Genomic DNA, 15488 nt, shown 5'->3' with positions numbered 1-15488 from the left:
GGCGTTCGCTGCGACCTCGGGGCTCAGGAGGCGGTGCGCTCCCGCGCGAGGGCCTCGCGCGCCAGGGGGCCGTGGCGCCAGTCCTCGGGCAGCCGCAGCACCGCGGCGCGCAGGGCGCGGATCGTCAGGGTCGCGCCGAGGTCCGTGGTCGGCAGGACGGGCACGCCGTGCATCCGGCGCGCCCAGCGCGGCTGGAGGGCGAAGCCGAGGGCGGCGACGGCGGTCCACGCCGGGCGGGCCGGGGTGGTCAACGTGGTGCGCAGCGACATCGGGGGCACGAGCAGGCGCAGGGCGGCGGCGCGGCTGGTGGGCGACGCGCGCAGGTCGCGGCGGCGCACGTCGGCGACGTAGTCGGCGACCTCGGCCCGGCTGGCGGGGACGTCCGTCGCGCCGAGCAGGCGGGCGGCGACGACCTGCTCGCGGTAGTACTCGTCGGCCTCCGCGTCGCTGATCGGCGCGCCCGCGCGGCGCACCGCCTCGAGGAACGAGCTGACCTCGGTGACGTGCACCCAGCGCAGGAGGTCCGCGTCGCCCGCGGCGTAGGGCCGCCCGGTGACGGGATCGGTGCCGCGCACGAACTCGTGGGCGCGGCGCACACGGGCCGCGGCGGCGTCGACGTCGTCGCGGCCCGCGTACGTCACCGTCATCACGTACTCGGCGGTGCGCTGCATCCGGGGCCAGAAGGCGGTGTCGAAGTCCGAGTGCTCCGAGACCCCGGCCATCGCGAGCGGGTGCAGGGCCTGCAGGAAGAGCGCCGAGAGCCCGCCCGGGCCGGCGGCGGGGTCGGCGAGCACCCGCCAGGTCACGCTGCCGGGCCCGAAGTAGCCGTCGGCCGGGTCGTGCGGGCGCATCACCCGAGGATGTCGTCCCGCAGCCAGGTCCGCCACGTGGGTACGAGGACGTCGAGCAGCGCCGCCGGGTTCTCGACGTTCGGGGCGTGCGCGGCGCGCGGGACGGCCGCGAACTCGGCTTCGAGCCGGTCGGCCATGGTGCGCTGCATGCTCACCGGCCAGGCGTCGTCGTCGAGCCCGCACACCACGAGGCACGGCACGCGGCGGGTGCGGACGGCGGCGACCAGCTCGGCGGTGCGGTCCTGCTCGGCGCGCAGCGCGTCGCCCATCCCGAGCAGCCCGGCGACCGTCGAGCGCCGCAGGCGCTCGCGCAGCAGCGCGACCACCTGGGGATCGGTGGACGACCACTCGCCGCCCGCGTCGCGCAGCGCGATCACCGCGTCGATCCCGCGGCGGCGCAGCACGGGCTCGAGCACGTCGAGCTGGGTGCGCCGCCGGCCCATGGGCAGCTCGCCGGGACCGGTGTCCATGAGGGTCAGGCCCCGCACCGACGCCCCCGCGAGCACCGCGGCCCGCGCGACGAGCCCGCCGTAGGAGTGCCCGAGCAGGAGCACGCGCCGTCCGGCGGCCTCCTCGTCGGCGACGACCCCGGCGATCACGGGCCCGAGCCGCGTGGGGTGGTAGTCGGTCTCGGCCTCCGGCCCCGGCGACTCGTACTGCCCGGGCAGGTCGAGGGCCAGCACCCCGATGCCGCCCGCGGTGATCGCGTCGATGAGCGGGGCGAAGTCCTCCTTGGAGCCCGAGTACCCGGGTACGAGCACTGCCGTCGCCGGCGTGCCCCCGACCGCCGCGTCGGCGTCCGGGTCGGCGCGCAGGGCCGCCAGCGGGCCGAGCTCCGAGCGGATCGTCACCCCGTAGGCGGCGTGCGGGTGGCACTGCGCCTCGCTGCGCCCGGCCGGGACCGCCGCCGGCGTGGCGTCGGGCGCACGCGCCGCCGGCACGCCGTTCGATCCGGCGGCCGACGCGGGCGCTGGGTCGCCGGCGCGCTCGGGGGTGTCGGGGCGTCCCACCTCGGTCAGTCTGCCCCATCCCGCGACACTCCGGGTCGCCGAACGGGCCTCAGCCCGGCGGGCGCAGCGCGACGACCGTCGACCCGCGCAGCTCCACCACGACGGTGCCGGTGGTGGCCACGCTGACGGGGGTGCCGGCCGGCAGCCCGCGGGCGACGGGGATGACGGGCGCGCGGGGGGCGCCGGTGGTCGCGTCCAGCACGGCGAGCCCCTCGGCCACCGGCACGAGGGCGGCCGTGGCCGGCGCGCTGCCCGGCCAGGCGGCGCCGGCGCCGAGCGCGCCCGGCACGGTCCAGCGGGGGGTGAGGTCGCCGCCGTCGAGGGCGACGGTCGCGGTGCCCGTCCACCACAGCAGCACCGGGCCGACCGGGCGCACGGTCGCCGCGAGTCCGGGCGGGTCCGTCGTCGGCCCGGCGGCCGCCCCGAGCGGGATCACCGCGGCGGGCAGGTCGACGGTGTCGGGCGAGGTCCCGACGACGTGCAGCGTGCCGTCCGGCGCGGCCCACGCGGCGCGCTGGTCGGTGAGCGCGACGAGCCGGGCGCCGCGCACGCCGAGCAGCTGCGAGGAGCGCTCCTCGGGCTTCTCCGAGCTCTGGGGGTCGGCGTCGACGACCGTGAGGCGATCGGAGTCCTCGCCGGGGCAGCGCTGGATCATGCCGACCGTGCCGCCGCCGACCGCCACGGAGCCGTTGGTGCAGCCCGCGCGCGGCTGGGCGTCGGGGGGCTGCACCGGCGTGGTGATGCGCCCGACCTCGGTGGTGAGCACGAGGTCGGAGCGCCAGGTCTCGACGTGGTCGGTGCCCGTCCCGGTGACGTGGTCGCGGTCGGCGAGCAGGCGCGTGCCGTCGCGCAGGTCGGCGTTGCGGGCGGGGCCGCGGGCGCCGGTGTCCGGCTCGAGGGCCGCCACGTCGGAGCACCAGGTGCCCAGCGCGCCCTGCGTGCGGAAGACCGCCAGGACGTCACCGAACCCCGAGCCGACCGTGCAGGGCGGCTCGGGGCGGCGGTAGCTCCAGGCCTCGCGGCCGGTGACGGGGTCGTGGCCGACGACGCCGTCGGGACCCGCGGTGACCACCGCGGGTCCGACGGCCAGCGGCGCCGGCGTCGCCGGACTCTCGGCGCGCCACGCCTCGGCCAGCGCCGTCGGCAGCGGCCCGTCCGGCAGCGCCGCCAGCGGCGGCGTCGCGACCCGGTCCTCGGTGTGCTCGGCGTCGCCGGAGGCCAGCACCAGCAGCGTGCCGACGACCGCGGCGACCGCGATCAGCGCGATCGCCACGAGGTCGCCGCGACGGCGCCGCTCGGCCGGCGGGAACCAGGCTCGCCCCTCCGGCTCCGGGGAGGCGGCGGGGTCCGGCTCCGTCGACGTCGGTGAGCCCACCGGCGCCGGGTTACTCGCCCGCCGAGGCGGCGGCCGGCTCGGTCGCGTCGGCCGGGGTCTCCGTGGCCTCACCCGATCCCGAGCGCGACCCACCGCGGCCGCCGCGACGGCGCCGGCGACGACGGCCGTTGCCGTCGGAGCTCTCGGCGGTGTCGGTGTTGTCGGCGGTGCCCGACGCCTCCTCGGTGCGCTCCGCGGCGGCGTCGGTGCTCCCGGAGTCCTCGGAGCCCACAGAGCCCACAGAGCCCACAGAGCCCACAGAGCCGACAGAGCCGACAGAGCCGACAGAGCCGACAGAGCCGACAGAGTCGACAGAGCCGACAGAGCCCTCGGCGGTGTCCTCGCCGCCGGCCACGACCTCGCCGCTGCGCCGGCGGGTGCGCGAGCGCCGGCTGCGGCGTCCGGGACCCTCGCCGTCGGACGACTCGGTCTCGTCGTCCCCGCCGGAGCCGCCGCGGCCGCGCGAACGGGAGCGGCCGGACGACCGGCGACCGCCGGTCTCGCGGGTCTCGCGCTTCGGGCCGTCCTCGGCCTCCTCCTCGGCCGGGCGGCGACGCCGCGCGACGCGCCCGCGGGCGTCGGCGGGGATCCCGAGGTCGGCGTAGAGGTGCGGCGAGCTGGAGTAGGTCTCCGGCGGCTCCGGGGCACCGAGGCCCAGGTCGTCGGAGATCGTCTTCCACTTGGGGATCTCGTCCCAGTCGACCAGCGTCACCGCGACGCCCGTGCGCCCGGCCCGGCCGGTGCGCCCGATGCGGTGGATGTAGGTCTTCGCGTCGTCCGGGCACTGGTAGTTGATGACGTGCGTGACGCCGGTGACGTCGATGCCGCGGGCGGCGACGTCGGTGCAGACCAGCACGTCGATGCGCCCGTCGCGGAAGGCGCGCAGGGCGTGCTCACGGGCGCCCTGGCCGAGGTCGCCGTGGACGGCGCCGACCGCGAACCCGCGCTCGGCGAGCTCCTCGGAGACCTTGCTCGCGGTGCGCTTGGTGCGCGTGAACACCATCGTGGCGCCGCGGTCGGTGGCCTGGAGGGTGCGCGCCAGCATCTCGACCTTGTCGAGCGCGTGGGCGCGGTAGACGAACTGGGCGGTCTTCTCGCCGATCGCGCTCGCGTCGACCTGCTCGGCCCGGATGTGGGTCGGCTGGGTCAGGAAGGTGCGCGACAGCGTGATGATCGGGCCGGGCATCGTCGCCGAGAAGAGCATCGTCTGGCGCTTCTCGGGGAGCATGCCGAGGATGCGCTCGACGTCGGGCAGGAAGCCCAGGTCGAGCATCTCGTCGGCCTCGTCGAGCACCAGCCCGGCGACCTTGGCGAGCACCAGGTGGCCCTGCTGGGCGAGGTCGAGCAGCCGGCCGGGGGTGCCGACCACGAGGTCGACACCACGCTGCAGCGCGGCGATCTGGTTCTCGTAGGGCCGTCCGCCGTAGATGGACACGACGCGCGTGCCCACGTCGGCGGCGGCGCCCTCGATGTCCTTGGCGACCTGCACGCACAGCTCGCGGGTCGGGACGACGACCAGCGCCTTCGGCGTGCCGTCGCCCGGCGTGCCCAGGCGCTGCAGGAGCGGGACGCCGAAGCCGAGGGTCTTGCCGGTGCCCGTGCGGGCCTGGCCGATGACGTCCTCGCCGGCCAGGGCCAGCGGCAGCGTCAGCTCCTGGATGGCGAACGTGCGCTCGATGCCGGCGCGGGTCAGCGCCGAGACGATCTTCGGGTCGACGCCGAGCTCGGCGAAGGTGGGGGATTCCTCGTCGACGGGGGCGCCGGCGTGCAGCGGCTCGGCGACCGGCTCGTCGGTGTCCTCGGGCGAGGACGGGGAGTCGGTGGTCACGGTGGTCAGGGGTCTGCCTCTCTCGCGGCTCGTGCGCGCGAGGCGGGCCGGCTGGCTCGACCACGTCGGGGTCGGCGACGGTGCACGTCTCTGGGGTGCGTGACCCGCCCCGTCGTCGGGGCCGGACCACCGTCACCGGACGCGGGAGAGCCGGTGGAGGCGCCCGCACGCTCGGTTGCGCTCTGCGGTGCACACAGCGCACGACGGCGACCTCGGTGGTCGGCGACGGTGCATGCACCGCGGAACGCCCTCATGGTACCTGGCGACCCGTGACGGACGCGTCACCGCCGGTGGGAACGCGCCGCGGGAGCCCCGCGGCCCCCTAGGCTGGTCCGCCGTGACCGAGCGCGACAACGGACCCGCGACCACGGAGCCCGCCGCCCCGCCCGCCGACCTCCTCGGGGCGGTCGCGTACGGCGCCCTCACGGCGTTCACGCGCCTCGCCGCCGACGCCGCCCTCGCCCCGGACCTGACCGGGCGCGCCGAGATGGCGGCGCTCGCCGCGGTCGAGATGGCGCACGTCGAACGGGTCCGCGCCCACCTCACCGCGCGCGGTGTGGACCTCGTCACCGCGATGACGCCCTTCGCGGCCGTCCTCGACGCCTTCGCCGCCCGGACCGCGTCGCGCGACTGGGGCGAGGCGCTGGTGGGGGCCTACGTGAGCCGGACCCTCGCGGTCGACCTGGTGGCGGCGACGGGGGCCGGGGGCGACGGTGAGGACGGTGACCTGCTCCGCGGCCCCGACGCCGGACGCGAGGCGGCCGGCGAGAGCGGGTTCGACGCGTTCGCCGAACGCGCCGTGGCCGACGTCGCCGTCGACGCCGAGACCCGCGGCCGGCTCGCCCTCTGGGGGCGCCGCCTGCTCGGCGAGACGCTCGCCGCGGCCAACGAGGTGCTCGACGAGCACCCCGACGCCGCCGCGGCGCTGCTCGGCGGGACGGCGCGCGCCACCGTGTTCAAGGCCCTCAAGTCGCGGCACACGAAGCGCATCAACGCGCTGGGCCTGTAGGCCCACTCCGGTCGGGCCCGGGAGGCCACAGCCGGTCGCCGCGGTGGACTAGCCTCGCGCGGGCGCTGCAGCGACGAGTGCAGCGACGGACGTGCTGAGCGGAGGAACGCGTGGAGGTCAAGATCGGCGTGGCGGAGAGCCCCCGCGAGCTCGTGGTCGCGAGCGACCAGTCGCCCGAGGAGGTGCAGGGCCTCGTCGACGAGGCGCTGGCCTCGAACGGCGGCACACTCGCGCTCTCCGACGACAAGGGCCGCCGGTACATCATCCCCGCGGCCCGCATCGCCTACGTGGAGATCGGCCCCGGCGAGGGCCGCCGCGTGGGCTTCGGCGTCGGCGCCTGAGCGCTGCGCCGGGGACGGTGCCGGTGACGGTGCCGGGGAACGACGCCGGGGCGGGTCCGACCCGCCCCGGCACTCACCCCTCCTGGCGGGGGAACCCGCCGATGCCGCGCCAGGCGAGCTGGGACATCAGCGTGATCGCGTCCTCGCGCGGCGGCTGCAGCCCGGCGTCGAGCCAGTAGCGCGCCGCGGTGGTCGACAGGCCGACCAGCCCGACCGCGAGCAGCCGGGCCCGTTCCGGCTCGAGCCCCGCGTCCGTGGTGACGGCCTCGGTGACCGCGTCGATGCAGTCGGACGTCGCCTTGTCGACCACCCCCGCGATCTCGGGCGTCGCGCGGGTGTCGGTCTCGAACACGAGGCGCATCGCGCCGTCGCGGGACGACACGACGTCGAAGTAGGCCTGGATCGTGGCCTGCACGCGGGCCTTGTTGTCCGTGGTCGAGCGGATCGCCGCGCGCACGGTGCGCACCATGTCGTCGGCCGCGCCCTGCACCAGCGCCCGGTAGAGGTCGAGCTTGCCCGGGAAGTGCTGGTAGAGGACCGGCTTGCTGACCCCGGCCCGCTCGGCGATCTCGTCCATCGCCGCCGCGTGGTACCCGCGGCCGCCGAACACCTCGCGCGCCGCCTCGAGCAGCTGCGCCCGGCGCGCGGACCGCGTCATCCGCGGCCGCCCCGCGGCGACGCCCGGGCTCTCCGGAGGGCTCGCCTGCCCGTTCATTCCCCCGCCCCCAGACACCCTTCGCGCGGCGGCACGGTTCTCGACCGCCTCGGACGGATGACCCTACCCATCGGGTGACGACCGCGCCGGTCCCGCCACGCGTGTCGTCACCCGTCGGTCCGCGTTCATCCGGATGTCACCGTGACGCCGTCACCTCGCTACCGCATCATGGTGCCCGTGATCATCCGCCGCCCCGTGCCGTCCACCGGACCGTCACCCGTCGGCCATCCCCGCGATCACGGTGACGCTCCCACCGACGTTCCCCTCGCCTCGGTGTCGGCGCTGGGCCCGATGGGGGACGCCGCGGCCCCGACGCCGTACTGGCCCGGGCGCGAGGTGACGGTCGGGGAGTCGACGCTGCACGTGCGCGAGACGCCGGGCCCGGCGGGGGAGACCGCCGTCTACGTCCACGGCCTGGGCGGCTCGTCGAACAACTGGACCGAGCTGGCCGGTGCGCTCTCGGCCCGCTGCCGCGGGCTCGCGGTGGACCTGCCCGGCTTCGGGCGCACCCCGCCGCCGGCGACCGGCGACTACCGGCCGACGGCGCACGCGGCCACGCTCACCGCCTTCCTCGAGGACCTGCGCCGGAAGGGCAGCGGGCCCGTGCACCTGCTCGGCAACTCGCTGGGCGGGGCCGTATCGCTGCTGGCGGCCGCGGCCCGGCCCGACCTCGTCCGGACGCTGACCCTCGTCAGCCCCGCGATGCCCGACCTGCGTCCGCTGCCCTCGCGCCTCGGCGGCAGGCGGGCGGCGCTGGCCCTGCTGCCGGTGGTCGGCGGGCGCGCCCGGGCCGAGCAGGACGCCCGCACGCCGCGCGAGCGCCTCGCGTTCACGATGGCGCTCTGCCACGCCGACCCGGAGCGCGTCGGCCCGCGTGCGTTCGCGATGGCCGCCGAGGAGGCCGAGGAGCGCGCGGGGCTGGACTGGGCGCCCGAGGCCCTGCACCGCTCGTTCGTCGGGCTGCTCGGCACGTGGTTCGCCCCGTCGCAGCGCTCGCTGTGGGCCGCGGCCGCGCAGGTCACCGTGCCGAGCCTCGTCGTGTGGGGCGAGGTCGACCGTCTCGTCGGCGTGTACCGCGCCGCGCGGACCGCGGCGGCGCTCCCGGCAGGGCGCCTGCTCCGCCTGCCCGACGTGGGGCACGTCGCCCAGATCGAACGCCCCCAGACCGTCGCCCGGGCCGTGCTCGGGATGCTCGACGCCGCGGCCGACGGGTCCTGGCCGGGCGCGCCCGCCCCGGCCCCCACCCGGTGGCGGAGCACCTCCGCGAGCCGGCTCCCTGATCGCCTCGCCCCGGGCGTCGCGGCGGCGGGACGGGGCGCGTATGGCACAGTTCCCGTGTGACCCGGCCGGTCCGGCGTGCTGCCGACGAGGACTCCGACCTCGCTGACCGCCCCGATCTCCCGTCGGACGAGGCGCCGTCCCGGCGCCGTGCCGAACCCCCGCGCGGACGCCCGTCCCGTCCTGGTCAGGGCCCGGGAGGACGGTCCGGGGGACGGTCCGGGCCGCCCCCGGGACGCGCCTGGCCGCCCCCGCCCCGCCGCTCGGCGGGCGCCTCGGTGCTGCGGTCCTGGCGCCTGTGGGTGATCCCGGGGCTCGTGGTGCTCACCGTGCTCGCCGTGGTGGAGGCCCTGTCGCCCGGCGGGGACGCCGGCTCGGCGTCGCCGCTCCTCGCGCCGCCCCAGAGCTCCTCGCCGGTGGTCACCGAGGCCCCGCCCGGCGTCGGGCAGAACGTCGACATCCCCACCGCCGAGCTGCCCGCGGGGGGCGAGTTCCCGGTCACCGGCGCGGGCACCTGGCACGTCGTGCCCGGCACGACCCCGCAGGCGGGCACCGGCCGCGTCTACACGTACTCGGTCGAGGTCGAGGACGGCGCCGTCATCCCCGAGGGGGAGCAGGCGTTCGCCACGGCGGTCGACGCGACGCTCACCGACCCGCGCAGCTGGGTCGGCTCCGGCCAGATCGCGGTCCGCCGCGTCGACACCGGCGTGCCCGACTTCCGCGTCAGCCTGACCTCGCAGATGACCGACCGGCAGCAGTGCGGCTACGACATCCGCTACGAGGCGTCGTGCTGGAAGTCCGACATCGGGCGGGTGCTCATCAACGGCTCCCGCTGGGTGCGGGGCGCCGCGGCCTTCGACGGGCAGCTCGGGCTCTACCGGCAGTACGCCATCAACCACGAGGTCGGCCACGTGTTCGACAACCGGCACGTGCCGTGTCCCCAGAACGGGGCCCTGGCGCCGGTGATGATGCAGCAGAGCTTCGGGACCGCGAACGACTACCTCGCGCAGCTCACCGAGGAGAACCCGCAGGGCACGCAGATCCCGCGCGACGGGAAGACGTGCCAGCCCAACGCGTGGCCGTACCCACAGGGCGCCGTGCCGCCCGCGGGCTGACGAGGCGCGTCACGTCGGGGAACATGGCGGGCCGCGCGGTGGTTGTGCGCCGTGAGGACCAGTGAGAACAACACTCGGGAGTTGAGCGCCGTCATGGCATCCCTGCCGCCCCTGGTGGAGCCGGCCGCGGAGCTGACCAAGGACGAGGTCGCCCGCTACAGCCGCCACCTGATCATCCCTGACGTGGGCGTCGACGGTCAGAAGCGTCTGAAGAACGCCAAGGTGCTCGTGGTCGGGGCCGGCGGCCTCGGCAGCCCGGCGCTGCTGTACCTGGCCGCGGCCGGCGTCGGCACGCTCGGGGTCGTCGACTTCGACGTCGTCGACGAGTCGAACCTGCAGCGCCAGGTCATCCACGGGCAGTCGGACATCGGGAAGTCGAAGGCGCAGTCGGCCAAGGAGTCGGTCGCCGAGATCAACCCGCTCGTGACGGTGAACCTGCACGAGACGCCGCTGGACTCGTCGAACGCGCTGGACATCTTCCGCGACTACGACCTCATCCTCGACGGCACCGACAACTTCGCCACGCGCTACCTCGTCAACGACGCGGCCGTGCTGCTCGGCAAGCCGTACGTGTGGGGCTCGATCTTCCGGTTCGAGGGCCAGGTCTCGGTGTTCTGGGAGGACGCCCCGAACGGCCAGGGCCTGAACTACCGGCACCTCTACCCCGAGCCCCCGCCGCCGGGCATGGTCCCGTCGTGCGCCGAGGGCGGCGTGCTGGGCGTGCTCTGCGCGTCGATCGGCTCGATCATGGTCACCGAGGCCATCAAGCTCATCACCGGCATCGGCGACACCCTGCTCGGCCGTCTGAAGATCTACGACGCGCTGGACATGGACTACCGCGAGGTGAAGATCCGGCGCGACCCGAACGCCACGCCGGTCACCGAGCTGATCGACTACGAGGCGTTCTGCGGCACCGTCTCCGACGACGCCCAGTCCGCGGCCGCCGGCCACACCATCACGCCGGTAGAGCTCAAGGAGAAGATCGACGCGGGCGACAAGTTCGAGCTGATCGACGTCCGTGAGCCCCACGAGTGGGAGATCGTGAAGATCCCGGGCGCGAAGCTGGTCCCGAAGGACAAGATCCTGTCGGGCGAGGCGTTCGCGGAGATCCCGCAGGACCGCCAGACGATCCTCTACTGCAAGTCGGGCGTGCGCTCCGCCGAGGCGCTCTCCGCGCTGCAGAAGGCCGGCTTCTCCAACGCCGTGCACGTCGGCGGCGGCGTCACGGGCTGGGCGCAGCAGGTCGACACCTCGCTGCCCACGTACTGAGCCACAGGGTCCAGGGCGCTGCGTCGCGACGTTGTGCGCGCGCGCCCGGAACGAACGAACGGCGCTCTCGCTGCTACCGAAGCAGCGAGAGCGCCGTTCGTTTCTCGGGGGTGTCGGCGCTCGGCGTAGCCGCCGTGCGCGGGCGGTCTAGTGCGCGCCGGCGGCGGCCGGGGTGCGGTCGGTCGAGGTCGGGCTCTCGTCGGAGTCACCGTCGTCCGCGCCGTGGGTCTCCTGCTCGATCGCGTCGCGCACGAGCGACGGGTCGTCGAGCGCGGCCTGGAAGCGCTCGTCGTCGCGCTCGCCGCACCAGCCCGCGACGACCATGGTGGCGACGGAGTTGCCGATGACGTTGGTCAGCGCGCGTCCCTCGCTCATGATCCGGTCGATGCCGGCGATGATCGCGATGCCGATGGCGATCGACTCGGTCGTGTAGAACTCGCCGCCGAACGCCTGCAGCGACGCCGCGAGGGTGACCAGGCCGGCGCCGGAGACGCCCGCCGCGCCCTTGGACGTCAGCAGCATCAGCGCCACGAGCCCGAGCTGGACGCCCCACGGCAGATCCTGGCCGCCGGCCTGGGCGATGAACAGCGCCGCCATCGTCAGGTAGATGCAGGTGCCGTCGAGGTTGAACGAGTACCCGGTCGGCAGCACCATGCTGACCGTCGAGCGGGAGGCGCCGGCCGACTCGAGCTTGGCGAGCAGGCGCGGCAGCACCGTCTCCGAGGACGACGTGCCGACGATGATGAGGATCTCGTCCTTGATCATCCGGATCAGCTTGAAGATGTTGAACCCGGAGAACGCCGCGACGCCGCCCAGCACGACCACGACGAAGATCGCGCACGTGCCCCAGAAGGTCAGCATCAGGGCGAGCAGGTTGCCGAGGCTCTCGCCGCCGAGCGCACCGACGGTGTAGGCGATGCCGCCGAAGGCCGCGATCGGGGCCAGGAACATGATCAGGCGGATCATGCCGAAGATGACCTTGGCGATGAGGTCGATGCCGCCGACGACGCGCTTGCGCAGCGACAGGGCGAGCATCGAGGTCGCGATGGCGACCAGGATCGCGAGCACGAGGACCCGCAGGATCTCGTTCTCGACGAACGGGCCGACGAAGCTGTCGGGCAGCAGGGTGTTCTCGATGAAGTCGAGCGCGCCGCCGCCCTCGCTGCCGCTGGCCACGTCGGCCTGGGCCTCGGCCAGGGTCGCCGGGTCCGGCGGGATCGCGGGGAAGCCGGCGCCGGGCTGCACGAGGTTGACCACGATCAGCCCGAGCCCGAGCGCGACCAGCGTCATGAGCAGGAAGTACACGAGCGCCCGGACCGCGATGCCGCCGGCGGTGGCGAGGCGGCCGATCGAGGCGATCCCGACGATCACCGTGCAGAAGATGACCGGTGCCGTGATCATCTTGATCAGCTGGATGAAGATGTCGGGCAGGAACTTGAGGTCCGAGGCGAAGTCCGGCGCCGCCAGGCCGACGACCACGCCGGCCGCGATCCCGATGACCACCCAGAACCAGAGCTGGGCCCAGACCCCGCGGCGCCCCGACCCGGCCGTCCCGCCGGACCCGCCCGGCTCGGGCGCGGGGCGCGCGTCGGCTTCCTGCGTCGACATCGATGTCTCCTTCCGGTCCACCATCCCCACCCCGGGTGGAGGTGGCGTGGGTCTCACCCGCCGGGTGAGGCTAGGGCGCACATCACCCTGCGTGGGACACCCGTGGCACGGAGTTGGGGATGAGTTGAGGAAAGGGGACCCGTGAAGGTCGTGCTCGTCGAGGACAGCGGGGCGGTGCGCGACGCGCTGTCCGCCGCGCTCCGGGGCGCGGGCTACCGCGTGACGCCCGTCGGCACCGGCGCGGCCGCCCTCGAAGCCGTGACCGGGCCCGACGCCGCGGCCGACCCGCCCGACATCGTCCTGCTCGACCTGGGGCTGCCCGACCTCGACGGCGTCGAGGTGTGCCGCCGGCTGCGCACCCGCTCGACGGTGCCCATCATCGCCGTCACCGCGCGGGGCCACCAGCAGGCGCGGGTGCTCGGTCTGCGCAGCGGCGCCGACGACTACGTCGTCAAGCCCTTCGCGATCGACGAGCTCACCGCGCGGATCGAGGCCGTCCTGCGCCGCAGCGCGGGCCACGTCGTCGCGCCCGTCGTGCACGCCGGCCCGCTGCGGATCGACCTCTCGCGTCGGGTCGTCGAGGTGTCCGGGCGCGAGGTGAGCCTGCGGCGCAAGGAGTTCGACCTCCTCGCCGCGCTCGCCCGCCGCGACGGCGCCGTCGTGTCCCGGGCCGACCTCCTCGACGACGTGTGGGGGCTCGCCCCCGACGACCCGGGACTCGACGCCGGGCTGCACTCGCTCGAGGTCCACGTGGCCGCGCTGCGCAGCAAGCTCGACGCCCCGGGGGCGGTCGTCACGGTCCGCGGGGTCGGCTACCGGCTCGCCGCCGGGGACTGAGGATCCCGTGGATTCCGCGCCACCGGACGGGTCGGCAGCCGCACGGTGAACACGGTGCCCCGGCCGTCGGGGCCGGGCGCGACGTCGATGCTGCCCTCCCGGCGGTCGACGACGCGCCGCACGAGCGCCAGGCCCAGGCCCCGCTCGCCCCGGCCGCGGTCCTTCGTCGACCACCCCGGCGCGAACGCCGCCTCCGGATCGGCGAGGCCGGGCCCGTCGTCGGCGACGCGGACGACGACGGCGCCGTCCGCGGCGTGCACGTCCAGCTCCACGACGCCGCCGTGGCCCGCGTGCGCGCTCTGCAACGCGGCGTCGAGGGCGTTGTCGACGAGGTTGCCGACCACCGTGACGCGGTCGGTCGACGCCTGCTCGTCGCCCGCGACGTCGGTGTCCAGGCTGGTCGTGTCGCCGACGCGCAGCTCGAGGCCCCGGTCGCGGGCGTCGGTGGCCTTGTCGAGCACGAGCGCCGCGAGCGCGGGATCGGCGATCCGGTCGCGCAGGTCCTCGTGGGAGCCGTCGGAGCCACTCGAAGCGCTGTCGAGCAGGTCGTGGTTCCAGCGCTGGGCGAGGTCGCGGGCGTCGTCGTGCGCTCCGAGCTCGATGAGCGTGGAGACGGCCTGCAGGTGGTTCGCGTGCTCGTGCGCGGCGAAGCGCAGCGCGCGGGTCACCGAGCGCGCGTCGTCGAGCTCGCGGGTCATGGCCTCCAGCTCGGTGCGGTCCCGCAGGGTGACCACGAGATCGGTGATCGCGGGCTGCGCGAGCTCCGTGCGGTTGACCAGCAGCAGCCGCTCGCCCACGAGCATCGTCTCGTCGGTGACGGGTGAGCCGTCGGCGAGGCGTTCGCGCAGGACCGGGTCGACGCCCAGCTCGTCGAGGGTCGGCCCGGCGGCGCGGGAGGGGTCGACGGTGTCGGGCACGCCGAGCAGCCGGGCGGCCTCGGCGTTGAGGACGACGACCCTCCCGGTGTCGGCGTCGAGCACGAGCAGGCCCTCGCGCATCGCGGCCATCACGGCCTCGTGGTGGCGGTGCAGCGCGGTGATCTCACGGGGCTCGAGCCCGAGAGTGTCGCGCTTGACCCGCCGCGCCGCGACCCAGGCGACACCGACGCCGAGGGCGATCGCGAGGGCCGCGGCGAGCGCGAGGATCCCGAGCTCGCGGGCGATCCGGTCGGCCACCTGCACGCGCAGCTGGCCCGCCGCGACCATCCCGACGACGTCCCCGGCGGCCCCCCGCACCGGCACGATCGCCCGGACCGACAGACCGAGCGTCCCCGGGAACGTCTCCACGAGCGTCGCGCCGGCGGCCGCCGGCAGGAACGTGCCCTGGTAGGTCTCGCCGATCCGCGCGGGCTCGGGGTGGCTCAGCCGGGTGCCGGCCGGGTCCATGACGGTCACGAACGAGACCCCGGTGCCCTGGCGGGCGGCCTCGGCCGCGGCCTGGACGCGCGGCACGTCCCGGGCGACGACGGCGTCGGAGAGCCCGGGCGCCGACGCGAGCGACACCGCGACGGCCAGCATCTTGTCCGCGGCGTCGTGCTCGATGGTCTCGCGCGTGTTCCAGGCGCTGACGCCGCCGGCGATCACGGCGGTGAGCACGACGGTGACGATCTCCAGCGCCAGCAGTCGGCGCACCAGCGTCGACCGGCGTCGGGTGCCGGCCGGCTTCTCCGGGTCGAGCCCCGTCCCGCCCCTCGTCCCGCCGCTGCTCACGGGAGGACCGTCGCCTCCCCGCCGTCGCGGCGCAAGCAGGCGCGACCGCCGGAGGCGGCGCCGGGTGGGCGCTGGGGTGGGCGCTGGGGTGGGCGCTGGGGCGGGTGCTGGGTGGGGAGCGAGGGGCGCCCTCGCTGCCTCGTACGCAGGCAGGGCGCCCCTCGGTCCGCCGCCACACGCATGCAGGGCGCCCCTCGGTCCGCCGCCACACGTTTCCATGCGCCCGTCCTGCGCTCCGGGCATCCACGGCGCCCGCGCGGCGGCGGTCGCGGAGAGCGACGAACCTCGCGGATCGCGCTGTTCCTCCCCGAGGATCGCGCCGCCGCGCCTGGCGATCACGCTGCGCCACCGCCCGGCGCGGCCACCCCGCGCCGCGAGGCCCGTCGGTTCGCCCCGTGGACACGGCGTGCCCGGCGATCCGATCGGGGCGACGACGTCCGGCCGCGGGCCCGGCGACCGCGGCGCTGTGGTGATCGCCTCCCAGCTCGGGGCCGGTCCGCGCACCCGGGCCCGCCAGCGACGACGCAGCGTCGGCGAGAAAGG

The 15488-nt window shown here is 75.7% G+C and carries 13 protein-coding genes; 6 read left to right on the top strand and 7 right to left on the bottom strand.

Translation table 11 applies throughout. From position 1 onward, the window contains the following. Window positions 1-23: 23 nt before the first annotated feature. Genes ACR9E3_RS12745 through ACR9E3_RS12730 form a run of 4 tightly spaced genes read right to left on the bottom strand, consistent with a single transcriptional unit; the run spans window position 24 to window position 5064 of the window. Window positions 24-851 carry an oxygenase MpaB family protein gene (locus tag ACR9E3_RS12745; RefSeq protein ID WP_460380644.1) on the bottom strand — a complete coding sequence of 276 codons (828 nt, stop codon included), beginning with the start codon at window positions 849-851 and terminating at the stop codon, window positions 24-26. Beyond that, the gene (locus ACR9E3_RS12740) at window positions 851-1861 is read right to left on the bottom strand and encodes an alpha/beta fold hydrolase (RefSeq protein WP_460380643.1); all 1011 of its coding nucleotides are present in this window, start codon (window positions 1859-1861) and stop codon (window positions 851-853) included. Before ACR9E3_RS12740 ends, ACR9E3_RS12745 begins: the two co-directional genes overlap by 1 nt. 49 nt (window positions 1862-1910) lie before the next feature. After that, the gene (locus tag ACR9E3_RS12735) at window positions 1911-3236 is read right to left on the bottom strand and encodes an Rv3212 family protein (protein ID WP_460380642.1); all 1326 of its coding nucleotides are present in this window, start codon (window positions 3234-3236) and stop codon (window positions 1911-1913) included. 10 nt (window positions 3237-3246) lie between these two features. Further along, window positions 3247-5064: a DEAD/DEAH box helicase gene (locus tag ACR9E3_RS12730; protein ID WP_460380641.1), complete on the bottom strand. Its 1818-nt coding sequence runs from the start codon at window positions 5062-5064 to the stop codon at window positions 3247-3249. Window positions 5065-5401: 337 nt separating this feature from the next. On the opposite strand from ACR9E3_RS12730, the gene ACR9E3_RS12725 reads away from it, so the two are divergent. Beyond that, window positions 5402-6073 carry a ferritin-like fold-containing protein gene (locus ACR9E3_RS12725; protein ID WP_460380640.1) on the top strand — a complete coding sequence of 224 codons (672 nt, stop codon included), beginning with the start codon at window positions 5402-5404 and terminating at the stop codon, window positions 6071-6073. A gap of 110 nt (window positions 6074-6183) precedes the next feature. Continuing rightward, window positions 6184-6414 carry a DUF3107 domain-containing protein gene (locus ACR9E3_RS12720; RefSeq protein WP_285659424.1) on the top strand — a complete coding sequence of 77 codons (231 nt, stop codon included), beginning with the start codon at window positions 6184-6186 and terminating at the stop codon, window positions 6412-6414. 73 nt (window positions 6415-6487) lie between these two features. On the opposite strand, the gene ACR9E3_RS12715 is transcribed toward ACR9E3_RS12720, so the two are convergent. Then, window positions 6488-7072, bottom strand: coding sequence for a TetR/AcrR family transcriptional regulator (locus tag ACR9E3_RS12715; RefSeq protein ID WP_460380639.1), 585 nt, complete (start codon window positions 7070-7072; stop codon window positions 6488-6490). 234 nt (window positions 7073-7306) lie between these two features. On the opposite strand from ACR9E3_RS12715, the gene ACR9E3_RS12710 reads away from it, so the two are divergent. The 3 genes from ACR9E3_RS12710 to moeZ all read left to right on the top strand — a co-directional run bounded on the left by ACR9E3_RS12710 (window position 7307) and on the right by moeZ (window position 10791). Further along, window positions 7307-8470, top strand: a complete 1164-nt coding sequence (locus ACR9E3_RS12710) for an alpha/beta fold hydrolase (protein ID WP_460380638.1) — start codon at window positions 7307-7309, stop codon at window positions 8468-8470. Continuing rightward, window positions 8467-9522, top strand: a complete 1056-nt coding sequence (locus ACR9E3_RS12705; RefSeq protein WP_460380637.1) for a DUF3152 domain-containing protein — start codon at window positions 8467-8469, stop codon at window positions 9520-9522. The genes ACR9E3_RS12710 and ACR9E3_RS12705 overlap by 4 nt, the downstream gene beginning before the upstream one ends. A 93-nt stretch (window positions 9523-9615) precedes the next feature. Further along, window positions 9616-10791 (top strand): adenylyltransferase/sulfurtransferase MoeZ, encoded by a 1176-nt coding sequence (moeZ, locus tag ACR9E3_RS12700; protein ID WP_460380636.1) that lies wholly within the window; start codon window positions 9616-9618, stop codon window positions 10789-10791. A gap of 147 nt (window positions 10792-10938) precedes the next feature. On the opposite strand, the gene ACR9E3_RS12695 is transcribed toward moeZ, so the two are convergent. Beyond that, window positions 10939-12399 carry a cation:dicarboxylate symporter family transporter gene (locus ACR9E3_RS12695; protein WP_460380635.1) on the bottom strand — a complete coding sequence of 487 codons (1461 nt, stop codon included), beginning with the start codon at window positions 12397-12399 and terminating at the stop codon, window positions 10939-10941. 141 nt (window positions 12400-12540) lie between these two features. Here ACR9E3_RS12695 and ACR9E3_RS12690 point away from each other — a divergent pair, with 141 nt between their 5' ends. After that, entirely contained in the window at window positions 12541-13236 is a 696-nt protein-coding gene (locus ACR9E3_RS12690; RefSeq protein WP_460380634.1) for a response regulator transcription factor, read from the top strand. On the opposite strand, the gene ACR9E3_RS12685 is transcribed toward ACR9E3_RS12690, so the two are convergent. After that, on the bottom strand, window positions 13212-14945 hold the full coding sequence (locus ACR9E3_RS12685) for a sensor histidine kinase (protein ID WP_460380633.1): 1734 nt from the start codon (window positions 14943-14945) through the stop codon (window positions 13212-13214). The two genes, ACR9E3_RS12690 and ACR9E3_RS12685, sit on opposite strands and share 25 nt — an antisense overlap. Window positions 14946-15488 lie beyond the last annotated feature (543 nt).

Source organism: Actinomycetospora sp. C-140 (genome assembly GCF_054796175.1).
Note: the sequence above shows the minus strand (reverse complement) of the source record. Positions and strands in the feature narration are given on the sequence as shown.